Annotated in this window: 21 protein-coding genes; 5 read left to right on the top strand and 16 right to left on the bottom strand. The window is 31.6% G+C overall.

Annotation, left to right across the window (positions count from 1 at the left end; genetic code table 11):
- Nucleotides 1-39: 39 nt before the first annotated feature.
- The 6 genes from rodA to sppA form a co-directional block, all read right to left on the bottom strand.
- A complete protein-coding gene (rodA, locus tag N5D03_RS04170) occupies nt 40-1,584 on the bottom strand; it encodes a rod shape-determining protein RodA (RefSeq protein ID WP_280051011.1) in 1,545 nt (514 codons plus the stop codon).
- Nucleotides 1,553-3,538 carry a penicillin-binding transpeptidase domain-containing protein gene (locus tag N5D03_RS04165; RefSeq protein ID WP_280051010.1) on the bottom strand — a complete coding sequence of 662 codons (1,986 nt, stop codon included), beginning with the start codon at nt 3,536-3,538 and terminating at the stop codon, nt 1,553-1,555. The genes rodA and N5D03_RS04165 overlap by 32 nt, the downstream gene beginning before the upstream one ends.
- On the bottom strand, nt 3,535-4,050 hold the full coding sequence (gene mreD / locus N5D03_RS04160; protein WP_115001501.1) for a rod shape-determining protein MreD: 516 nt from the start codon (nt 4,048-4,050) through the stop codon (nt 3,535-3,537). Before mreD ends, N5D03_RS04165 begins: the two co-directional genes overlap by 4 nt.
- On the bottom strand, nt 4,040-4,891 hold the full coding sequence (gene mreC / locus N5D03_RS04155) for a rod shape-determining protein MreC (protein WP_115001503.1): 852 nt from the start codon (nt 4,889-4,891) through the stop codon (nt 4,040-4,042). The genes mreD and mreC overlap by 11 nt, the downstream gene beginning before the upstream one ends.
- Nucleotides 4,892-4,905: 14 nt before the next feature.
- Complete coding sequence (locus tag N5D03_RS04150) at nt 4,906-5,931, bottom strand: rod shape-determining protein (RefSeq protein WP_019975837.1); 1,026 nt, start codon at nt 5,929-5,931, stop codon at nt 4,906-4,908.
- Nucleotides 5,932-6,099: 168 nt separating this feature from the next.
- Nucleotides 6,100-7,869 (bottom strand): signal peptide peptidase SppA, encoded by a 1,770-nt coding sequence (sppA, locus tag N5D03_RS04145; RefSeq protein WP_280051009.1) that lies wholly within the window; start codon nt 7,867-7,869, stop codon nt 6,100-6,102.
- 49 nt (nt 7,870-7,918) lie between these two features.
- On the opposite strand from sppA, the gene folK reads away from it, so the two are divergent.
- Together folK and N5D03_RS04135 are read left to right on the top strand one after the other, a co-directional pair.
- A complete protein-coding gene (folK, locus tag N5D03_RS04140; RefSeq protein ID WP_280051008.1) occupies nt 7,919-8,338 on the top strand; it encodes a 2-amino-4-hydroxy-6-hydroxymethyldihydropteridine diphosphokinase in 420 nt (139 codons plus the stop codon).
- 50 nt (nt 8,339-8,388) lie between these two features.
- Entirely contained in the window at nt 8,389-9,789 is a 1,401-nt protein-coding gene (locus tag N5D03_RS04135) for an OmpA family protein (RefSeq protein ID WP_280051007.1), read from the top strand.
- A gap of 95 nt (nt 9,790-9,884) precedes the next feature.
- Here the strand turns inward: N5D03_RS04135 and N5D03_RS04130 are convergent, their stop codons facing one another.
- The 7 genes from N5D03_RS04130 to putP form a co-directional block, all read right to left on the bottom strand.
- On the bottom strand, nt 9,885-11,252 hold the full coding sequence (locus tag N5D03_RS04130; RefSeq protein WP_280051006.1) for an exonuclease domain-containing protein: 1,368 nt from the start codon (nt 11,250-11,252) through the stop codon (nt 9,885-9,887).
- Between the two features lie 4 nt (nt 11,253-11,256).
- Entirely contained in the window at nt 11,257-12,786 is a 1,530-nt protein-coding gene (locus tag N5D03_RS04125) for a helicase HerA-like domain-containing protein (RefSeq protein ID WP_125348700.1), read from the bottom strand.
- A gap of 33 nt (nt 12,787-12,819) precedes the next feature.
- The gene (locus tag N5D03_RS04120; protein ID WP_052217546.1) at nt 12,820-13,860 is read right to left on the bottom strand and encodes an endonuclease/exonuclease/phosphatase family protein; all 1,041 of its coding nucleotides are present in this window, start codon (nt 13,858-13,860) and stop codon (nt 12,820-12,822) included.
- A gap of 1 nt (nt 13,861) precedes the next feature.
- Complete coding sequence (locus N5D03_RS04115; protein WP_280051005.1) at nt 13,862-14,749, bottom strand: rhomboid family intramembrane serine protease; 888 nt, start codon at nt 14,747-14,749, stop codon at nt 13,862-13,864.
- Between the two features lie 3 nt (nt 14,750-14,752).
- On the bottom strand, nt 14,753-15,493 hold the full coding sequence (locus N5D03_RS04110) for a rhomboid family intramembrane serine protease (RefSeq protein ID WP_125348696.1): 741 nt from the start codon (nt 15,491-15,493) through the stop codon (nt 14,753-14,755).
- A 4-nt stretch (nt 15,494-15,497) separates the two neighbouring features.
- Nucleotides 15,498-17,282: a DNA mismatch repair endonuclease MutL gene (gene mutL / locus N5D03_RS04105; protein WP_219033639.1), complete on the bottom strand. Its 1,785-nt coding sequence runs from the start codon at nt 17,280-17,282 to the stop codon at nt 15,498-15,500.
- 212 nt (nt 17,283-17,494) lie between these two features.
- Entirely contained in the window at nt 17,495-18,994 is a 1,500-nt protein-coding gene (gene putP, locus N5D03_RS04100; RefSeq protein ID WP_280049116.1) for a sodium/proline symporter PutP, read from the bottom strand.
- Nucleotides 18,995-19,070: 76 nt separating this feature from the next.
- Here putP and N5D03_RS04095 point away from each other — a divergent pair, with 76 nt between their 5' ends.
- The 3 genes from N5D03_RS04095 to N5D03_RS04085 are packed head-to-tail and all read left to right on the top strand — an operon-like array spanning nt 19,071 to nt 22,584.
- Nucleotides 19,071-21,074, top strand: a complete 2,004-nt coding sequence (locus N5D03_RS04095) for a thioredoxin domain-containing protein (RefSeq protein ID WP_280051004.1) — start codon at nt 19,071-19,073, stop codon at nt 21,072-21,074.
- A gap of 18 nt (nt 21,075-21,092) precedes the next feature.
- The gene (locus N5D03_RS04090) at nt 21,093-21,647 is read left to right on the top strand and encodes a DNA-3-methyladenine glycosylase I (RefSeq protein WP_280051003.1); all 555 of its coding nucleotides are present in this window, start codon (nt 21,093-21,095) and stop codon (nt 21,645-21,647) included.
- Nucleotides 21,648-21,696: 49 nt separating this feature from the next.
- On the top strand, nt 21,697-22,584 hold the full coding sequence (locus N5D03_RS04085) for a DMT family transporter (RefSeq protein ID WP_280051002.1): 888 nt from the start codon (nt 21,697-21,699) through the stop codon (nt 22,582-22,584).
- Nucleotides 22,585-22,640: 56 nt separating this feature from the next.
- On the opposite strand, the gene N5D03_RS04080 is transcribed toward N5D03_RS04085, so the two are convergent.
- From N5D03_RS04080 to N5D03_RS04070, 3 genes are read right to left on the bottom strand one after another with little or no spacing between them, the layout of a single operon-like run.
- On the bottom strand, nt 22,641-23,216 hold the full coding sequence (locus tag N5D03_RS04080) for a hypothetical protein (RefSeq protein ID WP_125348682.1): 576 nt from the start codon (nt 23,214-23,216) through the stop codon (nt 22,641-22,643).
- Nucleotides 23,217-23,230: 14 nt separating this feature from the next.
- Entirely contained in the window at nt 23,231-24,172 is a 942-nt protein-coding gene (locus N5D03_RS04075) for a hypothetical protein (RefSeq protein WP_280051001.1), read from the bottom strand.
- Nucleotides 24,169-24,621 carry a GNAT family N-acetyltransferase gene (locus N5D03_RS04070; RefSeq protein ID WP_280051000.1) on the bottom strand — a complete coding sequence of 151 codons (453 nt, stop codon included), beginning with the start codon at nt 24,619-24,621 and terminating at the stop codon, nt 24,169-24,171. The genes N5D03_RS04075 and N5D03_RS04070 overlap by 4 nt, the downstream gene beginning before the upstream one ends.
- Between the last annotated feature and the right edge of the window lie 3 nt (nt 24,622-24,624).

Raw genomic sequence — 24,624 nt, 5'->3', positions numbered from 1 at the left:
GATTTTCAATGTAGCTTTTTTATTTTATTGAATTATTTTCTAAATAAATCCTTGACTGTTCTTGTAATGAATGATTAGGAAAATTCCGATCAGAATAGTGAATCCCCACAACGAACTTCCTCCATAACTAAAGAATGGTAGCGGAATACCAACTGTTGGGAAAAGCCCAATTACCATTGCAATATTGATAAAGAAATGGAAAAATAAAATAGAGGCGACTGCATATCCATAAAATCGTGCAAATCTATTTTTTTGATGTTCGGCTAAGAAAAATAATCGTCCAACAAAAATTGCGTAGACAATTACCAAAGCTGTACTTCCTATGAAACCCCACTCCTCTCCAACTGCTGTAAAAATGTAATCGGTTTGTTGTTCTGGTACAAATCTTCCTTTTTTAATAGTTCCTTGATTGTAACCTTTTCCATATAATTCGCCCGAACCAATCGCTGTTTTCGCATACAATAAATTATATCCCGAAGTATCACGATACTTTGCTTCTCCTTCGTACAAAACCATCACACGCTCTTTTTGGTGTTTGGGTAATTTCTCAAAAATGATCGGAGAAATAAAACTAACCGTACTTGCAAATAATAACAACACAACAGACACAATAATACTAAAATTCAGAACATTTGCAGCTAATCCAGATTGTGTTTTGAATGGTGAATCATTAATTTCTTTTTGTTCGGTTAATTTTAAAATTAAAACTGGAATAATTGATATAAAGAATCCAATCAATCCAAAGAAAGTTGTATTAAAAAATATCGGTTCTGAGAAAAATAAGGAACGCATTGGGAATAAATGTCCAAAAGATTCTCTTGTTGTTTCTGATAAATCTTCTACTAAATAACAGATTCCAATCAATAATAAAAAGAAAATTGATAAGCCGATTAAAACACCATGCATTGCATCAACTACATTCTGATTATAATTGAAAGCTAAGATTAATAACGCAATTGTCAGAATTATAAATCCAAAAACTAATAAAACATAAAAAGGAATTTGTACAATCGAAATCAAGAAAATGATTAATAATATGATTGGCGCTAAAATTATCCACGGATTAAGTCCTTCTCTGTACAAAGCAATACTTAATGAACAGAAAATAATTACTGATCCTAAATCGGGTTGAAGAAGGATTAAAACTACTGGTATTGCGATAATCAACAATATTTTTCCTATAAAACCTAAGTCTTTTAGATTTGCATTTGAATGATTGATAAAATTAGCAATCAACAAAGCTGTACCAATCTTAGCAAATTCGGCTGGTTGCAAACTCAGAGGACCAAAACGATACCACGCTTTTGCACCATTAATTTCCTTTCCAACAATCAAAACTCCGACGAGTAAAACGAGGGAAATAATGTAAAAAACTGGACTATAAATTTCGAAGAAATTACGATTGTTTCCGCTCGTAATTATCAAAATCAATATCATCACCATTCCAAGTCCAAACCAAATTAGCTGTTTTACACCTAAATCTGGATTGACACTATACACATTCATAATCCCGAAAGTTACTATCAGAAACCCTAGGATCAGTACGGCCCAATCAATTCCTTTTAGTAATCTGCTTTGGCTCATGTTTTAGTTTTGTTGAATCTTTTTTTAATTTTAAACTATCTATTTTATTTCCGATCGAATCCTTTTTAACAGGTTCTACGTATAATCCTTTTCTTTTCAGATAATCTATCCATTGACGACGATATTCGCCTTGTAGATTACCATTTTTCATACGTTGCAATAAAGGAGTTCTTTTTATTGTATCTGTTACATACAATTCAGCCATCAAACTCGCCATTGGTCCAGCATAAGTTGTACCCCAAGAACCATTCTCTACAATTGCAGCAATCGCAATTTTTGGTTTATCTGCCGGAGCAAACAATACAAATAATGAGTGATCTTGTCCATGAGAGTTCTGAGAAGTTCCGGTTTTACCAAATTGTACAAAAGAACTTGTATCAAAACTACGAGCTGTACCCATTGTAAATACATTACGCATACCACGTTGAATGATGTCAAAATGTTTTGGATCAACCAATGTATTTTTTTTCACCATATAAGTAGAATCCGTCAATGGTTTTCCATCAATACTATGTACAATATGCGGTGTATAGAAAAATCCTTTGTTGGCAATAATTGCTGTATAATTTGCCATTTGCAGCGGAGTTGTATTAATATCTCCTTGTCCCATACCATTGAAAATAATACGGTAAGGATTCCAAACACCTTCTCCAAAGCGATTGTCGTAAAACTCAGCTGTCGGAATAAGACCTTTGCTACCAACCGGTAAATCTGTTCCCATAAATTTTCCTAATCCGAAACTATTCAAAATGGAAGCCCATTCGTTAATTCCGACACTATAATCATTCGGATCTTTACGAACAATATCTCGGTAAGCCTCTGAGAAAAAGTTGTTACACGATTTTCCAATCGCATGTTCTAAACCTTGTGGAGAATAATACATTCCGCAGTGACAACCAATGTGCATACGTCCATAACGGAAACCGTGTTTACAAACATATGTTGTTTTTTCTGTCATCGTTCCCATTTGCAAACCAGCCAAAGCCGTTACCATTTTGAATGTAGAACCAGGAGGATAAGTTCCTTGTAAAGCTCTATCATAAGTTGGACGAGCAATAGAATCATTGATTAATGCACTTCTCAACTTTGTATTCAAATAATCGTTTGGATTAATTGTAGGTGCGGATGCTAAAGCCAAAATTTCACCATTATTAGGATCAAGTGCGACAATTGCCCCACGTTTATTTTGAAGCATTTGTTCTGCCAATTCTTGCAAACGATAATCAATTGTCAAATGAACTGTTTTCCCACTTTTTACAGGTCGATCATAGTCACCGTTTTTATATGGACCAACAACATTCATTGTTCGGTCTACAATCCAGTTTTTTACACCTTTTACTCCACGCAAATCTTTTTCATACGATTTCTCAACACCAGCAATACCAACCAAATCTCCAGGTTGATAATAGGTAGAATCTGTTTTGATATATGCTTGATTGGCTTCGTTTATATAGCCCAGTATATTTCCGGCAGAATTTACCATGTATTTACGTTCAGGACGTTTGATGATACTAAACGCTGGATACAAATATAATTGCTCTTGCATACGAGCAAAATTTTCGCGCGAAATATTCTTTAAAAAAGGGTATGGAGATAATTTTTTGTAATCTTTTGCGGTAACAATTTTTTCTAAAATAGAATCAAATTGTTGTGTAGAAATTCCAATCATTTTAGAGAATTTAGGTTTATCAAAACCATTCATATATTCTCCATAACTGTCAATTAATTTTCCTGGAATAACGTCTAATTCATACGAATAGGTATTACTCACCAACAATTTTCCGTTTCGATCAAGAATATCACCACGATTGGGATAAATGATTTCTTGTTTGATCGAAGTATTAAATGCATTTAACGTATAACGATCTGTAAATAATTGCAAATACGCCAAACGTCCTATAAATAGAAACACTATAAACAGGATGAGTGCATAAACAACCATCAACTTTTTCATACTCCAACTTTATTTTTAAATAAAATTTTATAAATAAAGACAAACACAAAAGTTATTCCCGAACTGATTAATGCTTTTAGCATCAAAGGTCCAATTCCTGATGGTTTAAAATTCTCAAGAAGTAATAAAATAATATGATGTGCAAGAATTAGAATAATCAAATAAAACAACCATTGCGCAAAACTGAACGAATTGAAAGAGAAAAATTCCATTTCGTAATCTTGTTTTCCTGCCAAAAGTTTGATGATTGGATTTCTAAGAAATGCGATAAGTGTTAATGCAAAAGCATGAATTCCTCCTGTGTATTCGAAAATATCTATCATTAATCCTAACATAAATGATAAGATTAGTAAGGCATATTTATTTTGATAAGGCGCATAAAATAATACAAATACAATATAGATATATGGTTGATAACTTCCTAAAAAGTTGATGTGATTAAACACAAAAACTTGTAACAAAGCTAAAACGATAATCTTGATAATATTGATTAAAAAATCTTTATTGAACATTCTGTGGACTTGTTATTGTATCTGATTTTTCTACTTGTTGAATTTCAACTTTATTAAGGTTTGTGACCACATAAGCTTGTGCTAAATTGGCGAAATCTTGTTTCAATCTTACTTGAACTTTCATTTCTCCCGTTTCATCAATTCCTTTGCTTACAACTTTACCTATAATAATTCCTTCTGGGAAAACTGGCGATTTACCATCTGTTTCGATAATATCTCCTTTTTTCACTTCGATGTATTTCGGAATTTCATATAATTGGACAAAACGAGGATCTTTTCCATCCCATTTCACTGTCCCAAAATATTGATTTCCTTTGATACGTGCATTGATATTGATATCCTTGTTTAACAACGAAATTGCACGAGAATAATTTTTCCCAGCAAAAGTTACAATACCAATTACACCATTATTTGTAATGATTCCGTCACCTTTTTCTATTCCATCATTTGTTCCTTTATCAATCGTCAAAAGGTTTTGCGTTTTGATAATCGAGTTATTTACAATCTCTGTAGGTACAAAAGAATACGTTTGATGATAACCTAAGGTATCCGATTTGTAAAACTGTTTAGTTTTCGCATCTTTAATACCTAAATGCACCAATTGCTCACGCAAAAAGGCATTTTCGTCCATCAAATCTTTATTGGCACTCGGTAAATGAATAAAGTTTGTCACCTTCGCAATTTTATCATCCACATAACCTGTAAACGACGTGCTTGCAGAAGCAAGAATAGTTTCGTGATAAATATTTTTCTTAAAGACAAGAAACAACGCAATTAACTCTAAAAAGACAAAAATTAATAGCATTCCATTTCTTCTAATCGCATTCAGAATATATTGCATTGCTCTTTACTCTTCTATTTCATTAAGAAAGTGAATTTATCAATATTTTTAAGTGCAATACCTGTTCCACGAACAACAGCACGTAAAGGATCATCAGCTAAGAAAACTGGTAAACCTGTTTTTTTAGAAATACGTTGATCTAAACCTCTCAACATAGCTCCACCACCAGCCATATAGATACCAGTGTTGTAGATATCAGCTGCTAATTCTGGAGGAGTTTGAGATAACGTTTCCATTACACCATCTTCGATGCGTAAAATTGATTTATCTAATGCACGTGCAATTTCGCGGTAGTTTACAGTAATTTCTTTTGGTTTTCCTGTAATCAAATCACGTCCTTGTACTGGCATATCCTCTGGTGCATGCTCTAGTTCTTCTACAGCAGCTCCAACTTCAATTTTAACACGTTCGGCAGTTCTTTCTCCGATATATAAATTATGATGGGTTCTTAAGTAATATGCAATATCATTTGTAAAAACATCACCTGCAATTTTCACAGATTTGTCACAAACAATACCACCTAATGCAACAACAGCAATTTCAGTTGTACCACCACCTATATCAATAATCATATTACCTTTAGGTTGAGTAATATCAATTCCAACTCCTATCGCAGCAGCCATTGGTTCGTAAATAAGACGAACATCTTTAGCATTAACACGTGCACAAGAATCTTTTACGGCACGTTTTTCAACTTCTGTAATTCCAGAAGGAATACAAATCACCATTCGTAATGAAGGTGAAAATAATTTCCCTTGAATTCCAGGAATTTTCTTGATGAACTCTGTCAACATAAATTCTGAAGCTTCAAAATCTGCAATTACTCCGTCTTTCAAAGGACGAATTGTTTTTATATCATCATGCGTTTTACCTTGCATGTGTTTTGCTTGTTCTCCAACAGCAATAACTTTATTTGTTCTTCTATGTATAGCGACGATAGATGGACTATCTACTACAACTTTATTATTGTGGATAATTAAAGTGTTAGCAGTCCCCAAGTCAATCGCAATTTCTTGCGTGAAAAAATCAAATAATCCCATCGTTGATTATGTCTCAGTATTATTAAAAATGAATGTACAAAAGTATAATAAATTTAGATGATTATAAAAGAGAATTTAATTTTATTATCAACTAAATTTTTTGACTAAAATAGTAAGATTTTAACAATAAAAAAGGGTTAAAAATATTTTAACCCTTTTTTATGATTTTTATTGAATTTGAATATCGTAAGGTAGCCTAACTTGAACACCTTTTTGTTCATTCATCATCTTTATTTCTTTGTAAATTCTGATTCCGTCCGAACCTAATTCTTTTGCTATTGCTGCTTCGGTATTTTTTCCTTGAAGATTATCCATAAATTCTTCGAAAGAATCTTTTCTTTTTGGATAATTTTCTGTCGAATATTTTTCAATTTTAGCCAATTTAGCTGCTTCTTTTATCGCTGTATCTAAACTTCCAAAATCATCTACCAAACCAATTTGTTTTGCTCGAGTTCCAGACCAAACACGTCCTTCACCTATTTTATCAACTTGCTCGTATGTTAATTTTCTATTTGTAGCAACGTGATTTACGAATTTTCCATAAATCAATACAATCGATTTTTGCATTGTATTTTTTGCTGTTGGTGATAATGGTGTTGTCAAAGATTTTAACTGATCTGCGTTTGCATTTGTTTTCACTTCGTCAAAATCTAATCCGAAATTATTGAATAATTTTTGCGCATTTGGGATCATTCCAAAAACTCCAATCGAACCAGTAATTGTATTTGGTTGTGCATAAATTTTGTCAGAAGCTTGTGCAATGTAATATCCACCAGACGCTGCAACATCACCAAAAGAAACTACGATTGGCATTTTTGTTTTCAATTGCATCAATTCATATAAAATTTCTTCTGATGCATTTGCGCTACCTCCAGGAGAATTTACACGTAAAACTAAAGCTTTAATTTTATCATTTTGACTGATTTTGCGAATCGCATCCACATAAGTCTTCGATTGAATACCATCAAAACCATCCCCTTCAGTAATTGTTCCAGATGCATATAAGACTGCAATTTTATCTTTTTCAGATTTATTTGATAAGGTTTCAAAATAATCTTCTACTTTTATGGTATGTTTTTCAAGAACTTCAAAATCAGTTTTTGATTTTTCTTCTTTCAGACCTAGTTTTGTGAATAACATTTTTTGATATTCATTTTCTTGCGCCAATACATCATAAATCTTATTTTCTTTTCCTGTTTCTGGGATGAAAGCATACAAACTATCTGTTACTGTAGTGAATTGTTCAGGAGAAATTTTACGAGATTTAGTAATCGAGTTTGAAACATTACCCCAAATATCATTCAATAATTCTGATAATTGCAAACGATTTTCATCAGACATATTTGTTCTCAAATACGGCTCAACCGCGCTCTTAAATTGTCCGTGACGAATCACCTGAAAATCTACACCATATTTATCTCCCGCATTTTTGAAGAACATAATATTAGAACTCAAACCTTGTAATAAAGTTCCACCCAAAGGATTTTGATAAATTTTATCAGATACACTACTTATATAATATGACAACTGACTTCCTGAATTAGAATATGAATACACAAATTTTCCAGATTTTTTAAAATCTTCTAACGCATTACGAATATCAGTCGCTTGCGTAGCTCCACCAGAAAATTTATCCAATTTCAGACTAATTCCTTTTATTTTATCATCATTCTTCGCTTCTTCAATTGAATGAATAATATCTTGTAAAAAAACATTTGGACTTTCTGACATATCAAAAATAGAAACGGAACGATCCATATCACTTTCCATAATTGGATCTTCCAACGAAATTTCTAAAACAGAACCATCTTTCACACTTTTTGTTGGAGCAGATAATGCTGAAACAAATATCAAAACGATAAGAAGTATTACAAATACACTAATCGTTAATAGATTTCCTATGATTGTTGAGAATACTCTCCCGAAAAAGTTTTTCATTTTTAATTTATTATTACTTTTGCTCTATATGTCGCAAAATATAGTCATTTTGTTACTTGGTACAAACTTAGGTGACAAAAAAAATAATTTAGAAATAGCTAAAAACCTTATAAACAAAGAGGTAGGTAATATAAAAAAAGAATCTAATATTCTTGAAAATAAGGCTGAAGGATTTACAACGGATCATTTATTCTTAAATCAGAAAATAGAAATTAATACAAGTTATTCTCCATTTGAGGTTTTGAAAAAAATTAAAAATATTGAACAAAAAATGGGAAGAATCTATTTTAAACCCAAAGAAAATGAGAGTTACGTTGATCGTTTAATAGATATTGATATATTATTCTATAATAAAGTTTTAGTTAATTGCAATTATTTGAAAATTCCTCATCCTCAAAATTATTCTAGAGATTTTATCAAAAGTTTATATTTTTATAAGATATTAACTATTAATTCATTAGTTTTGTGAAATTATATTTAAGATATGTTCTATATTAGTTATAAAAATAATTCTAACCTATGAAAAAACTTTTATCTTTATTAATCTTAGGTGCTGTGGTATGTGCTAGTGCGCAAACCAAGTACGATGAAAAACCATTCAACAACAGTAAAAAGGAATTTAACGATTGGTCGCTTTCTGTTTTCGCAGGAGCAAACGCTTTGCAAAATAGTGACTTAGTTTCATGGATGGGCGGAGGATACTTCACTCCTGGATACGATTTTCAATTTCAAGTAAACAAACAAATTACGCATGCTTTTGGCTTGAGTTTACAATATCAATTAGGTAAAACAAGACAAAAAGGTACTATATATGATAATACTCCTTGGGGAAATGCCTTCACGGGAAAAGCACATGGAAAAACAGAATATCATGGAATCTCTATTTTAGCTGATATTAATGCTTCTAATTTATTAAGAAGAGTTGACAATAAAACGGAATTCAAATGGGCTATGCACTTATATGGAGGTTTTGGTTTTTTAGGATATAAAGCTTACAGACAACACTTCTATGGTTCTGGAAATGATTATGGATTAGTTACAGATCAAAAATTAGCTGACAAATCTGTTTATTCTCAAGTAGGAGCTGGTTTACGCTATAAATTAAGTGACAAATTAGATATTGAATTACGTGGAATGTATGTAATGTCTGGTGACGAAGAATTTGATGCTTCAGGAAAACCTGAAATAGGATATTGGACTGCTGCTGATGTAGAAGAAGGACGCGATGATAACATGATTACATTCTCTTTAGGGTTACATTATAAAATAGGAAAACATAAAGATGCATTACAATGGGTATCTCCTTTAGGTTATCAAGCTCCGATCGTTCCTACTCCTTTCGAATGTATTGACGAAGACAGAGACGGTGTATGTGACCAATGGGATAAATGCCTTGGAACACCAGAAGGTATTCGCGTAGACGGATCTGGTTGTTCTTTAGATTCTGATGGAGATGGTGTTCCTGACAGTGAAGATAAATGTCCTACAATTCCTGGTCCACCAACAAATGGAGGTTGTCCAGAGAAAGTTGTAAGAATTTCGGGAGAAGATGTAGCTACAACAATTAATGCTTATTTAGAAGGTATTGAGTTTGATTACAATTCTGATCGTATTAGAGAGCAATCTTACGAAAAATTAAACCATGCTGCGGAAGTATTATTAGCTAACCCTGATTTCAAATTCGTAGTTGAAGGTCATACAGATGCTGCTGGAGGTGTAGATTACAACCAAAAATTATCTGAAAGACGTGCTGCTTCTGTTATTCGTTATTTAGCGAACAAAGGTGTAGATACTACTAAATTATCTTCTGTTGGAAAAGGAAAATCTGATTTAAAATGGGCAGAGTGTAACCCTGTTACTATTTGTCCTGCATGGAAAAACCTAGAAAATAGACGAGTAATTTTCAAAGAAATTAAATAGTCTTATTTTATCATACAAAAAAGCTCAGTTAAAATTAACTGAGCTTTTTTTATTATTATATATTTTCTTCTTTTAAAGAATATAATTCGAAATAATTATTCAATAATAATGATTTGATTAGAATTAGAAGAAACTTTATACAAAAAGTATTTGAGCATATTTTTTATTTCTTCCGTTTCTTTAATCGGAATTAAGATATTATGAATCTTTTCTAACGTTTTTATTTGATGATGATATTCGTAATAACCATATCCTTTAAATTCTCCATTCTCAACTAAATAAAATGATTTTTCAATTCCTTTTCGTCCTTTATCAATAATCAAAAAAGTTTCGGAAGGATATTCAGTTGTTTTAATAAAACTTTGAATTCGTTCATTGTAAACTTCTTTAGATTCCTCTTTTACACAAGCTCCATTGCATTTATTTACTTTATATTGGAAACAAGATTCATCAGATTTAATTCCAGCATTTACTTGTTGACAAAGATTATAATCGTGAACGATTTTTTCTAAAACCTCTTTTGCACGTTCCTTAGTTTTAAATTTCAAAACAGGTTGTGTCTTTCTAACTTTCCCTATTTCTAATCTCGAATAACCACGTTTAGACTCCAAATAATACAATCCAAAAGGATAAACTTTATTCTCAACTAACTTTACGTTATACATTGGTTGATTATTCAAGACCTCGTTATTTTCTTTAATTGCAGCAAGAAAACCACTTCCAGTTTCTTCGAATTTTATAGAACGTGTATAACGTTTCAGCTTATTAGCTTTTAAAGTTTTTGATGTAAAAATTTGATTAATAGATCGTGCAATATTATTGCTTCGACAAATATAAATAAGTTGTTTTCGGCTATTGTATAAATAATAAACCCCGATAGAATTAGGTAAACCTTCAAGCAGTTTCTGATACTTAGAATGTGCTTTTTTAGGTTGTTTTAAACCTGTTTTCTTCGTGATTATTTTTTCCGAATCTTTATCTAACAATAATTTAAACAAAGAAATTGTCGCTCTTGCATCTCCAGAAGCCCTATGTCTATCTGTTACAACAATTCCCAAAGATTGACAAAGCTTTCCTAATGAATAAGATGGTAATCCTGGAATAAGTTTTTCACTATACTCAAAAGTATCTATCCACTCCTTTTCATAATTATAACCAAGTCGATCAAACTCCTGTTTTAACATCCTGTAATCAAACATAACATTATGTCCTACTAAAATACAGTCATCAGTTATCTCAACGATTCGCTTTGCTATTTCATGAAATTTAGGCGCACTAAGCACCATTTTATCCGAAATATGGGTTAATTTTTGTACGTATTGATCAATCTTTTTTTCTGGATTAACTAATGATATAAACTGATCTACTATTTCTTTTCCATCATATTTATAAATTGCAATCTCTATAATTGATTCCTCTCCTACTTTACCGCCAGTCGCTTCTACATCTAAAATCGCGTACACTTGCTTATTTTTTTCCTTTTAAAAAATTAGTTAACATTTTCATTCCAAAATCCATCAATTTTCGAGTTGCAGTACGACTTACATCACGCACAACAGGATTATCTGTCCAATTTTTTTCTTTAGGAATACTTCTTGTTGAAGTTGCTTTTGGAACAGGTTTCTCTATATTTTTTTGTTGTTCTAATTTTTGTGATAAAATTTCATTTGCAGATTCACGATCAATATCTGTCGCATATTTTGTCACTAAATCTGAGTTTGAGGTAATCGTATCGATTTCATTTGAAGTCAAGATATCCATTCTCGAATTTGGCGCTCGCATATATGTATAAGCCAAAGGAGTTGGAATACCTTTTTCGTCTAAAGCAGTCACAAAAGCCTCTCCAATCCCTAATTGAGTGATTACTTCACTTGCTTTATAATAGGTAGTTGTCGGATAATTCTCAATTGCTTTTGTTATTTCTTTACGATCTTTCGCAGTAAAACCTCTTAACGCATGTTGAACTTTAAGACCTAATTGACTCAAAACTGCATCAGGAACATCTCCAGGAACTTGCGTTACAAAATATAATCCCACACCTTTTGATCGAATTAATTTTACCATTGTTTCAATTTGATTCAACAAAGCTTTCGTAGCTTCCTTAAAAATCAAATGTGCTTCATCAATAAAAATCACCAATTTCGGTTTATCAGAATCTCCAGATTCAGGGAATTGAGAATAAATTTTATTCAATAAACTCAACATAAAAGTTGAAAATAAATTAGGTTGATTTTGAATATCAATCAAACGAATAATATTTACAATTCCTTTTCCGTCTTTCGTTTTCAATAAATCCTGAACATCAAAACTTGGTTCTCCAAAAAACTTTGTTGCACCTTGCTGTTCTAATGCAACAATTTTGCGCAAAATAGCTCCCAAAGAAGCTGGCGCAATTGTTCCATAATTCGAATTTAATTCAGATTTTCCTTCATCAGAATCTGTCACATATTGCAAAACACGTCGAATATCCTCCAAATCAATCAAAGGTAAATTACGATCTTGACAATATTTGAATATAATTGAAATAATACTTTCTTGTGTTTCATTCAGTTCCAAAATTTTACTGAATAAAATTGGACCAAAATCACTTACAGTTGCACGAAGTTTTGCACCTGGTTCATCAGAAATAGACAAAAACTCGACAGGAGAAGCTTGCGGATCAAAAGGTAAATTAAGCGCCTCCATTCTTTCTTGCGCATTTTTATCTTCCGAATTTGCAGCAGCTCCAATTCCAGATAAGTCTCCTTTGATATCCATCAACAAAGTTGGAACACCTTTCAGAGAAAGTTGCTCGGCGATAATCTGCAAAGATTTTGTTTTCCCTGTTCCAGTTGCTCCACCAATCAATCCGTGACGATTCATTGTTTTTAATGCTACTGAAATTTCAACTTCTTCTACAATTTCGCCATCTAATTTGGCTTTGCCTAAAATTATTTTATCGTTTTTAAAAGAATAACGACTTTGTATCTCTTGAATAAAGCTTTCTTTCTGGTTCATTTTGATTGATTATTGAATAAATATAGAAAAAATTTATTCTGAAATTTTATATTTTACAGCTACTGGATAATGATCCGAGAATTTTTTTCGAATAACATGTGCCTCAATAGGTTTAAATAATTTAGAATGAAATAAATAATCAATTCTAATAGGGAATTTAAATCCATGAAAAGTTGTCGCATTTCCTTTTCCAACTTCTATATAAGAATCGTGAAGATATTTTTTTAACTTCTCATATTCGTACGAAACTGGAGTCGAATTAAGATCCGTTCCCAAAATAACTGGATAACGTGAAGATGTGATATATGGAATAATCGCTTCTAACTGTTTTTGATGTTTTTGCATTCCTTGCACCAATTTTAACTCAACTTTTCGACTCGAAATTTCGGCAGTTCTCGAATCATCGGATTGAATAATTTCTTTTACCATCGCTTTATCAATGTACATTGGTTCAAGATAAACATTAATTACACGAATCGTATCATTCCCTAAATCGATATCTGCATATGCGGCAAGACCATTCAATTCATCATTATCATCAGGCGTTATTTTTTTGGTTTGAATAATAGGATATTTACTATAAATTGTCAATAAACCATAAAATTCTGAATAGTAATTTTTGAATTCTTTATTTTTTAGACTTTTCTGTTGACCTTCATACGCTTCTTGAAGCAGCATAATATCTGCCTTATTCTTAATCAAAAGTTCTTTTGTTCCTTCTTCTTTAAAACCATGTACATTATATGTCAATACAGATAAATCAGCTTTTTTATCTTTAACTTTATTGAATTGTACAATTGGATATGAAAGATAAATTGGGTAAAATAATCCGGCTGAAAGAACTAAAATTAACAAAAAGTGTCGCCAGCTAAACAGTAACCAATACAGTAAAAACATTGCTCCAAATGCAAATAATATTGGAAAACCAATCGAAATAAAGTTAAAATATGGAATTTCTGTAGGCGTAAAAATTTTATTTAAATAGACACAATAAGCCACTAACAAAAAAACGATATTAATTGTTAGTACTAAACGATTGAAATAATTTAGTTTAAACTTACTGATTATACTCATTTTACCTACCTTCTCTAAACAGAAAGTCTTTTTCTTCTTTGGACAAACTCTCGTAACCTGAACGAGAAATCTTATCTAAAATTACATCAATTTTCTTTTGTTTTTCAACTTTTTGATGATTAAAATCGTAATCATCTTTCGGAACATTTGATCGCGAAGAAGTTGAAGAAATATTTTTATATGTTTTGAAAGTTGATTTCTCTTTTTTCTTAAATAACTGCTCTATTTTGAAAATAAAGTTACCTAAAAAATCATTTCCTCTCTCAAATTGTTTCATATAAAGATAACCAAAAATAGCACCTCCCAAATGCGAAATACTTCCGCCTGCATTTTGATTAGCAATAATATTATACACATCGAATGCGATAAATACATAACCAACATACAACAATGGAAATGAAGTTGGAATCAACAACAAACGAACGGGCATTTTCGGATTATAAGAAATCATTGCAAAAAACACCGCATAAACCGCTGCCGAAGCACCAACTAATAAATGTGAATAATTGAATAAATTCTGAAACAATAAAAAGAAAATTCCACCAGCGATTCCTCCAAAAATATAGAATGTAACTAAATTTCGGTTCTGAAATTGTTGCAAAAACATTTGCCCAACGAAATACAACAAAACCATATTCATTATCAAATGAAAAAGATTGCCATGTAACCAAGAATATGTTAGGATTTGCCAAGGTCTTACAATCAAATCATCGAAAGATGACAAAGCAAACAAACCAGTTGTTGTAATCGTAGAATTTACTACCGTTCGAAGAACAAAATCAATAATTAACAATGTAAAAAACACCACAACGTTAATGTAAATCAACTTTGTTGCACTATTTCCTGATGAATATTTTAATTTTAAATCGTCTAAGATATTATTTGCCATTTTTTAATTCCATCTATATAAATTCTTTTTCCAATGTCTTGTTAACAAGAAGCCAATCAATCCACCTCCTAAATGTGCAAAGTGAGCTACATTTCCAATGTTTTGATATCCCATATAAAACTCAATTAATACCATAATTGGAATAAAATATTTTGCTTTTACAGGAACTGGGAAAAAGATTAACATTAATTTTTCGTCTGGATATAAAACCGCGAAAGCCAATAACAAACCATAAATAGCACCAGAAGCACCAACCATTGGTGTTACATAATTTGTCAAAAGTTCTGACGCAGCTTGGTTATTTTGAATAATTGAATTCGTATGATATCCACCTTGCATATTTAATTTTGCAGCTTCATAAATTTGACTAAAACCTATTCCTTGCGTTTGAACAGCATCTTTTAACTGCTCTATTTGAAAGTAATTAACTGCATTAAACAATATAAAACCTCCTAAACCAGCTAACAAATAAAGCGTCAAGAATTTTTTTGGTCCAAAAGTTTGTTCAACCACAGAACCAAACATCCACAATGCAAACATGTTAAACAAAATATGTGAAAAATCGGCATGCATAAACATATGCGTCAAAATTTGCCAAAATTTGAAGTTGGGAGATTCTGGATAAAAAGCACCTAAAATCACTCTCAAATCGATTCCTTTTGTGCTAAAAACAAAAGTCGCTAGAAAGAACAAACCGTTTATAATAAGTAAATTCTTTGTAATCGGTGGTATAGATTGTCTCATTCGTTTATTGTAATGTTTTTTTGATATCAGCCGTATTCATCTGCACAAAAATTGGGCGTCCGTATGGCGTATAATTCGGATTTGGTAGTCTTAACAATTCTTCAACCAAAGTTTGCATTTGTTCAGATTTTAATGAAACTCCTTTTTTAACAGCCGCATTTTTTGCTAAAATTTTTGCAAACGTATTTTCTAATTCAATTGATTCTTGGTATTCTAATTCCTCGATAAAATCCATAAAAACAGACACTACATCCTCTTGTTGCACATCAACAGGAATCGCATTAATCTGTATTGCTTCTTCATCCAACGAAATATCAAAACCAAAACTCAACAATTGATGCTCTACATTGATTAATTTCTGACGATCATTTGGCGAAAGTTCCAACTCAATCGGGAAAAGCATTTGTTGTACCAAAGCACTTCCATTATTTGAATGTATAAATTTTTCGAATAATATTTTTTGATGCGCGCGATGTTGATCGATGATTAACAATTCGCCACGATATTCAACAACCAAATATTGATTCATCCATTGAATTACTTCAAAACTATCATGAAAATCTTCAGATTCAAATAATTGATGCGCATGATTATTTTCGATTTCTAACTCAACAGCATCTTTATAAAAATCCATATTCGCACGAATATCAGACGGTTTCGGCGCTCTTGTTTGTTGATGCTCGAAAGGGTTAAAACTAGAATCAACCGTAATTTCTGGCATTTTAATTTCTGTATCTTCCGTCGCAGATGGAATAAATGCCCAGTTTGGATCCTGTTCAAAATCCAACGAAGGAATTACATTAAATTGTCCCAAAGCGTGTTTTACAGCAGCTCTAAGAATAGTAAAAATCAATGCTTCATCCTCAAATTTAATTTCTGTTTTAGTTGGATGAATGTTAATATCAATTTTTGACGGATCAATTTCTAAATACAAAAAATAAGAAGGACTATACCCCGTTGGCAACAAACTCTCAAAAGCATCTACGATTGCATTATGCAAATATCCACTACGAATAAAGCGATTATTCACAAAGAAAAATTGTTCGCCACGCGATTTTTTTGCAGCATCTGGTTTCCCCACAAAACCTTTCACTTTTACAATTTCTGTATCTTCTTCAACGGATATAATTTGTGAACTTAATTTTTTTCCGAAAATTTGAGCAATACGTTGTTTCAGATTTCCGGCTTTCAAATGATAAACCTCTGCATCATTGTGATGTAAAAAGAAACTAATGTTTTCGTGCGCCATCGAAACACGTTGAAACTCATCTTGAATATGACGAAATTCAACCTGATTAGATTTTAAGAAATTACGACGAGCAGGCACATTATAGAAAAGATTTTTGACCGAAATAGACGTTCCAACTGGACAAACAACAGGATCTTGATTGCGAACTTCTCCACCTTCAATCACCAATTGCGAACCAACCTCATCCTCTTCTCGACATGTTTTCGTTTCTACTTGCGCAACAGCTGCAATCGACGCTAAAGCCTCTCCACGAAAACCTTTTGTATGAATATTATAAATATCCTCTGTCTTTCTTATTTTTGAAGTCGCGTGACGTTCAAAAGCCATTCGGACATCCGTCACACTCATTCCCGAACCATTATCAATCACTTGAATCAAGCTTCTTCCAGCATCTTTTACAATTACCTGAATAGAAGTTGCACCAGAATCCACCGCATTTTCAATCAATTCTTTTATCACAGAAGCTGGTCGTTGTACAACTTCTCCTGCGGCAATTTGATTGGCTACATGATCTGGCAGTAATTGAATAATATCGTTCATATTTTCGTATAAATTGATTTAATTTTGACTATTTTTTTAATCAAACTTTACAAATATACAAACAAATCTCTCTTTTGACCTTATTCTCTATAAGTGAAACTTATCAACAATTGTTGATGTTTTAAGTTTTAACTTTTGAATAATAAATTCATAATTTTTAACAATAAAAAAGGTAGACAAAAGCCTACCTAATTTTTTATATTTTTATTGCATTAATTCTCTTTCAAAACAGCTTTCATTTCATCAAATTCTTTATCAATCTCTTGATTCGGTTTTTGAGTCAATAATGAAACTACATAAATTGCAATAACTGAAGAAATAAATCCTGGAATCATTTCATACCAATCTTTGTAATCATGATTTGCATAAACCCAAGCTAAAACAACAATTCCTCCTGTTAACATTCCAGCCAATGCACCTTGCCAAGAGGTTTTTTTCCAGAAAAGTGAGAAAACAATCACTGGTCCAAATGCAGATCCAAATCCTGCCCAAGCATTTCCAACTAAGTTTAAAATAGAATCTTTAGGTGTTAAGGACAATAATACTGCTATAACTGCTACAATTAAAACCGATAAACGACTTGCTGTTAACAATTGTTTCGGAGAGGCTTTTTTGTTCAAAAATGCCTTGTAAATATCTTCTGTTAACGAACTTGATGTTACTAATAATTGTGAAGAAATTGTACTCATTACTGCAGCTAAAATTGCTGATAATAAAAATCCTCCAACTAATGGATGAAATAAAACACGAGAAAAATAAATGAATATCGTTTCTGCTTCTGTTTTAGAACCATCAAATTTCAGCATAGTTGTTTGATCAAATTTCATCAAATAAGCAATCCCAACTAATCCAACTAAAAGAGCTCCACCCACTGTAAAGATCATCCAAGTAATCCCAATGTTTCTTGCTTTTGCTAAATCTTTCGGATTACCAATTGCCATAAAACGTACTAAAATATGTGGTTGTCCACAATATCCTAATCCCCATGCCATCAACGATAAAATACTAATTGTTGTTGTCCCTTTGAATAAATCTAAATACTTATCACCTTTATCATTAATCAATGAAAAAGTTTCTCCAACTCCGCCAATTTCAGAAATCGCTACAATCGGAACAATAACCAAAGCCAAAACCATGATAGTTCCTTGTACGAAATCAGTTAAACTTACAGCTAAAAAACCTCCTAAAAAAGTATACAATACAACTACAAAACTTGTCATCCAAAGTCCTGTCATATAATCTAATCCAAAAGCAGATTCAAACAATTTCCCTCCAGAAACCATTCCAGCAGATGTATATAATGTAAAAAAGACTAAGATTAATATTGAAGATACAATTCGCAATAAACGAGATTTATCTTTGAAACGATTTTCAAAAAATACGGGTAGTGTAATCGAATTTTGAGCGATTTCTGTATAGATTCGTAATCGTGGTGCGACAAAAATATAGTTCAAAAAACATCCTGTTGTCAATCCAATTGCAATCCAAGCACTCGACAAACCTGTAAAATACATTGCTCCAGGAACTCCCATTAACAACCAACCACTCATATCAGCAGCACCAGCAGAAAGCGCCGTTACAGCTGCTCCCATTTTCCTTCCTCCGATCAAAAAATCTTCTGAGTTACTTGTTGATTTTCGGTAAGAATAAATCCCGATTCCAATCATCAGAGCCATATATGCACCAATAGAAATGTATTCGTAAATGTTCATGTGTTTTAATTTTTGTCGAAAATATAATTTTTCATCCACAAAAATTGTACGAACTTTAAATTTCTAAACAAGAATCATGAATTTTCAACAAAATAATCTAAAATCAGCAACAAGTCCGTATTTGAAACAACACGAAAATAATCCTGTTTGGTGGCAAAGTTGGAATGACGAAGTTTTGAATCATGCAAAAAAAGTCAACAAACCTTTGCTTATTTCAATTGGATATTCGGCTTGTCATTGGTGTCACGTGATGGAACATCAATCTTTTGAAAACGATGAAGTCGCAAAAGTGATGAATGATAATTTTGTTTGCATTAAAATTGATCGTGAAGAACGTCCTGATTTAGATGCTTTATATATGAATGTTTCGCAATTAATTCATCAATCTGGAGGTTGGCCACTCAATGTTTTTGCTTTGCCAGATGGTCGTCCTTTTTATGGCGGAACTTATTTTCCGAAAGTTCAATGGATTGAACTCTTAGAAAATATCAATCATTTATATCATCAAAATCAAGCTAAAACAATGGAATACGTCAACTCTATTGCTGATGGTTTGAATAAAATGGAGGCGATCGAATTGAAATCTTCTTCAACTTTTTCAACAAATAAAATTGATGAAACATTTGAATTTTGGCAACAACAATTTGATGATGAATGGGGAGGTTTTAATCGTGCACCAAAGTTTATGTTACCAAATGCCTGGGAAACCATTTTGCGATATGGTACACAAACAAAAAATGAAAATTGTTTGATTCAAACAAAAATAACATTGGATAGAATGGCTTTTGGTGGAATTTACGACCAACTAAAAGGTGGTTTTTCGCGCTATTCAGTTGATCCATATTGGAAAGTTCCTCATTTCGAAAAAATGCTTTACGATAATGGGCAATTACTTTCGCTTTATTCAAATGCATATAAAGTTTTTGGAGAAGAAGAATATAAAACAGTTGTAGAAGAAACAATTAATTGGTTGAAAGATGAAATGCTTTCGCCTGAAAGTGTTTTTTATGCTGCTATTGATGCTGATTCTGAAGGTGAAGAAGGAAAATATTATGTTTGGAAATCGGATGAATTGAAAACAATTTTGAAAAATGATTTTGACTTATTTCAGCAATATTACAATGTTAATGAATTTGGAGAATGGGAACATGGTAATAATATTTTAATGCGATTGACAGAAGACGAAGATTTTGCTACGAAGCAGAACATTAAAACAACAGAACTTCAAACCAAAATTTCTCAATGGAAAAAAATTCTTAATCCAATTCGTGAACAGCGCATAAAACCTCATCGCGACGAAAAAGTTTTAACTTCTTGGAATGCTTTAACCATAAAAAGTTTGTGTGATGCATTTATCACTTTTGAAAATGATGAATATCTTGATTTAGCAAAAAATGCAACCAATTTTATTTTAGAAAATCAATGGAATGGTGAAATCTTGTTCAGAAATTATAAGGATAATCAAACAACAATTCCAGGATTTTTGGATGATTATGCCCTAATGATTGAAGCGTTAATCAAGCTTTATGAAGTTACTTTAGAAATGCATTATTTAGAAACTGCTCAAACCTTAACAGAAGAAGTTTTCAATCAATTTTATAATCATAAGAATAAAATGTTTGCGTACAAATCCCATTATGATACGCCTTTGGTTAACGAAACATTTGAGATTTATGACAATGTTATTTCATCATCAAATTCGGTAATGGCAAATAATTTGTTCAAATTAGGGAAGATTCTCAATCACGAAAAATACATTGAACAAGCGAAACAAATGTTAAACAATATCGAAGAAAAAATTCACGATTATCCAACTGGTTTTGCAAATTGGATTCAATTATATCTAAATTTCGCTTATCCGTTCAAAGAAATTGTAATTGTTGGTGAAAATGCATTAGAATTCTCGAAGCAAATTCAACAATGTTATGTTCCGAATGCAATTTTTGTTGCTTCAAAAACAGAGAATTTAGAAATCACTCAAAATCGATTCATCGAAAATAAAACTTCCATTCATATTTGCGAAAATTATACGTGTCAATTACCCGTTTATTCGGTTGAAGAGGCTTATAAAAATATTTAGAATTTACAATAAAAAACCATGAAAAAAACACGTTGCGCTTGGGTAAACAAAGACCAAGATTATATCGATTATCACGATAATGAATGGGGAAAACCTGTAAAAGATGATAAAATTTTATTCGAATTTTTGATTCTCGAATCTTTTCAAGCTGGATTAAGTTGGTTTACAATTCTTAAAAAAAGAGAAAATTTTAGAAAAGCTTTTGCTGATTTTAATGTAGAGAAAGTAGCCAAATTTGATGAAACTAAAATTGATGAATTGGTACAAAATGAAGGAATTATTCGTCATCGAGGAAAAATTTCGGCAGCAATTAATAATGCAAAATTATTTATAGAAATTCAAAAAGAATTTGGCTCCTTTTCCGATTTTATATGGAAATACGTTGATTACAAACCGATTATAAATAATTGGAATTCTATAAAAGAAGTTCCTGCAACAACCGAAATTTCAGATCAAATTGCAAAAGATTTGAAAAAACGTGGCTTCAAATTCTTTGGTTCAACCACTATTTATGCACATATGCAGGCGACCGGAATGGTAAATGATCATACAACAGATTGTTTTTGTAAATAACAACTCAATAAAATCATCTGAAATGTGCATCTTTGCGCAAACTTAGAAAATGAAAATCGAACTAAAACATTGGATCATCCTTGGCGTTTTGGCGCTAACTTGGGGAAGCTCGTTTATTCTCATCAAGCAAGGATTGGTCGCGTACACGCCATATCAAGTTGGAGCATTACGACTAACAATTGCAGGAGGAATTTTGGCAATTTGGGGAATTCCAAGTCTATTTAAAATTCCGAAAAATAAATTAAAATATGTCGCATTGGCTGGTTTCTGCGGAAATTTCATTCCAATGTTTTTATTTCCAATGGCGCAAACACACGTTTCTAGTTCAACGGCTGGAATTTTAGATTCTTTAGTTCCATTATTTATTTTACTATTTGGAGCCTTATTTTTCAATATCAAAGGAACTAAAAATCAAGTTTTGGGAGCTATAATCGGATTTATTGGTGCTGTTTTATTAATTGGTGGCGATGGTTTTTCTGGCGAAAATAGTCTTTTACATTGTTTATTAATTGTATTAGCAACCGCGCTTTATGGAATGAATAGTTTAATCTTAACACGCTATCTAAACGACGTTCCATCATTTCAATTATCCTCGGCTCTATTCACAATTTGGTTATTACCTTCAATTTTCATTTTAATTATTTCAGGATTTTTTGATGTATTCGAAGGAACAGAACAACAATTAAAAAGTTTAGGTTTTGTTGCTATTTTAGGACTTTTAGGAACTGCTTTAGCGATGATACTATTCTACCGATTGATACAATCTACAGGTTCGATGTTTGCCTCAATGGTTACTTATTTAATGCCCGTAGTTTCTGTTTTTTGGGGATTTTTGGTTGGAGAAAAAATAATGTGGATCCATTTATTTGGATTCGGAATGATTTTATCAGGCGTTTATTTAACACAGAAAAAAGAAAAAAAAGTTGAAGTAATTTAGATAATATATTTCATAATAAAAATGCCTTACAAAGCTAGCTTTGTAAGGCATTTTTATTAATTTAAGACTTCTTTTGGAACTATTTTCCCTAAAATTGATTTCAAATTAGGATCAATTACAAGAAATTTCCATGTCATTTTATTATCTATAGAGCTTCCAATAACTTCTGAATTATCTGTTACTTTAAAAAATTGAGTTTCTTTATCAAAAACAACATTTCCATCACCATATTCTTCTTCTAACGCAGTTAAAACATATTTAACAGTCTCTTCATCTGCATTATCAAAATCTATTTCAGCTATCTTCATTTCATAAAAAGAAACTACATTCATTTTTACATAATCAATCTTATCTATATTTTTAATCTCACCAATTTTAAACGAATTTGGTAAAGTCAGCTTCAACTCTAAACCTTCTGTTGCAAAAATAGCTTCCATTGCAGATTTAAACTGTTCCCTTGAATAAAATTCAAAAATTCTTGGATCTGTATATTCCAGAGCTTGATCAAACTTTTTTTCTATAACAAATTGAGTATAGGCTATATAATCACGTTTTATATTTTGTTGAAAAGATTGCGCATTCATCGTTACGAATGTCAATAAAAGAAAAGAAAAGGATAGTATTTTTTTCATTATTAAAGTTCGTTTTATTTTATATATTTTTTCAAATCTTTTGCTAATTCTTTTGTAAAAGCATCCGCACCTTCGTAATTCATGTGCGTTGTGTTGTAGAAATATTTTTGATTAAAACTAATCGAATCAGTCGAATAATCTAATAACGGAAGATGATGCTTTTGTAATGTTGTTTGATAACGATTAATCACTTCTTCTCGATTCAACATATAATCTTGACCTTTGTAAAATTCGGGTGCAATTGTAAAAATAAGCTGAATATTTTCTTGCTCACATTTTGCAATTAATTCTTCTAATAAAGTATAATCTGAGAAGTCAAAATCAGAGTTTTTCTTTTTCATTTTCCCCCAATCAACATTCCATTTTCGGTTATATGATTTGAAACCATCATCACGAAAAAGTCCGTCTTTATGCAGTTTTTCTTTCTTCGCCCTTGCAATTTGATCTTTCCAATACGTTTGATCTCTGTAACGATAAAGCGGCACAATAAAATCAACCAACTTTGTATCTTTATATTCTTTTAACGCCTCATACAATTTAAAATTCCACAACATAAATGGCGCATATTGATTTGGTTGAAAAACTTCATCAATGTGTGAAAACGAAAACGTATCTAAATTCCAAACAACAATTTTCGGTTTTGGATTATGATTTAAATACAAATTGAAACGATACAATTGCATTTTGAATTTACTTCCGTTTAATCCAAAATTATGCGTTGTCAGTTTTAAATCTTGTTCTAAAATATTCGGATTAATTTGAATAAACGCCCTCGAAGAACCAAAAATAGCCAATTCAACATTCGTCTTTTTTCCTTCTCTTATTTGATTCCATTCTTGCACTTCTCCGCTAAACAAAGCCATTTTTTTGAGTTGATTCGAATAATAAACATCAACCAAAACCAATGCAATGAAAGCTGAAAATAGCGTTATGAAAAAGTATTTTAGAAATTTCATTTTCTCAACATTTCGATATGCGGAATATCGTCTTCTAAATATTCTTCCGAAACTTGCTCGAAGCCAAACGAAGAATAAAATTCTTTCAAATAAGATTGAGCAGAAATTCGGATTGAAGACGTTTTAAATTGATTTTCAATTATTTGAACCGAATTTTTCATCAATTGTTTCCCTAATCCATAACGACGAAACTTTTGATTCGAAATTACACGACCAATTGAAGCTTCGTTTTCGTATGAAGTTCCTTTCGGAACAATTCGAGAATACGCTGCAACCTCATCGCCAATCGTTGCCCAAAGATGTCCACAAACCAAATCCTTATCATCGCAATCTTGGTAAATACAATTTTGTTCAATCACAAAAACTTCGTTACGCAATTGCACTATTTTATATAGCTCTTTCGATGTTAAATCGTCAAAAGATTTATAATGCCAAATAACCTTTTCCATCTA

Source organism: Empedobacter sp. GD03861, assembly GCF_029840885.1.
Lineage (GTDB): Bacteria > Bacteroidota > Bacteroidia > Flavobacteriales > Weeksellaceae > Empedobacter > Empedobacter falsenii_B.
The sequence above is the reverse complement of the archived record's forward strand: the minus strand, read 5'-3'. Positions and strand labels throughout refer to the sequence as shown.

What these genes read in the sequence shown, in the direction of transcription:
- rodA (WP_280051011.1), bottom strand. Translation starts at nt 1,584, where the DNA reads ATGAGCCAAAGCAGATTACTAAAAGGAATTGATTGGGCCGTACTGATC.
- N5D03_RS04165 (WP_280051010.1), bottom strand. Translation starts at nt 3,538, where the DNA reads ATGAAAAAGTTGATGGTTGTTTATGCACTCATCCTGTTTATAGTGTTT.
- mreD (WP_115001501.1), bottom strand. Translation starts at nt 4,050, where the DNA reads ATGTTCAATAAAGATTTTTTAATCAATATTATCAAGATTATCGTTTTA.
- mreC (WP_115001503.1), bottom strand. Translation starts at nt 4,891, where the DNA reads ATGCAATATATTCTGAATGCGATTAGAAGAAATGGAATGCTATTAATT.
- N5D03_RS04150 (WP_019975837.1), bottom strand. Translation starts at nt 5,931, where the DNA reads ATGGGATTATTTGATTTTTTCACGCAAGAAATTGCGATTGACTTGGGG.
- sppA (WP_280051009.1), bottom strand. Translation starts at nt 7,869, where the DNA reads ATGAAAAACTTTTTCGGGAGAGTATTCTCAACAATCATAGGAAATCTA.
- N5D03_RS04135 (WP_280051007.1), top strand. Translation starts at nt 8,389, where the DNA reads ATGAAAAAACTTTTATCTTTATTAATCTTAGGTGCTGTGGTATGTGCT.
- N5D03_RS04125 (WP_125348700.1), bottom strand. Translation starts at nt 12,786, where the DNA reads ATGAACCAGAAAGAAAGCTTTATTCAAGAGATACAAAGTCGTTATTCT.
- N5D03_RS04120 (WP_052217546.1), bottom strand. Translation starts at nt 13,860, where the DNA reads ATGAGTATAATCAGTAAGTTTAAACTAAATTATTTCAATCGTTTAGTA.
- N5D03_RS04115 (WP_280051005.1), bottom strand. Translation starts at nt 14,749, where the DNA reads ATGGCAAATAATATCTTAGACGATTTAAAATTAAAATATTCATCAGGA.
- N5D03_RS04110 (WP_125348696.1), bottom strand. Translation starts at nt 15,493, where the DNA reads ATGAGACAATCTATACCACCGATTACAAAGAATTTACTTATTATAAAC.
- mutL (WP_219033639.1), bottom strand. Translation starts at nt 17,282, where the DNA reads ATGAACGATATTATTCAATTACTGCCAGATCATGTAGCCAATCAAATT.
- putP (WP_280049116.1), bottom strand. Translation starts at nt 18,994, where the DNA reads ATGAACATTTACGAATACATTTCTATTGGTGCATATATGGCTCTGATG.
- N5D03_RS04095 (WP_280051004.1), top strand. Translation starts at nt 19,071, where the DNA reads ATGAATTTTCAACAAAATAATCTAAAATCAGCAACAAGTCCGTATTTG.
- N5D03_RS04090 (WP_280051003.1), top strand. Translation starts at nt 21,093, where the DNA reads ATGAAAAAAACACGTTGCGCTTGGGTAAACAAAGACCAAGATTATATC.
- N5D03_RS04085 (WP_280051002.1), top strand. Translation starts at nt 21,697, where the DNA reads ATGAAAATCGAACTAAAACATTGGATCATCCTTGGCGTTTTGGCGCTA.
- N5D03_RS04080 (WP_125348682.1), bottom strand. Translation starts at nt 23,216, where the DNA reads ATGAAAAAAATACTATCCTTTTCTTTTCTTTTATTGACATTCGTAACG.
- N5D03_RS04075 (WP_280051001.1), bottom strand. Translation starts at nt 24,172, where the DNA reads ATGAAATTTCTAAAATACTTTTTCATAACGCTATTTTCAGCTTTCATT.
- N5D03_RS04070 (WP_280051000.1), bottom strand. Translation starts at nt 24,621, where the DNA reads ATGGAAAAGGTTATTTGGCATTATAAATCTTTTGACGATTTAACATCG.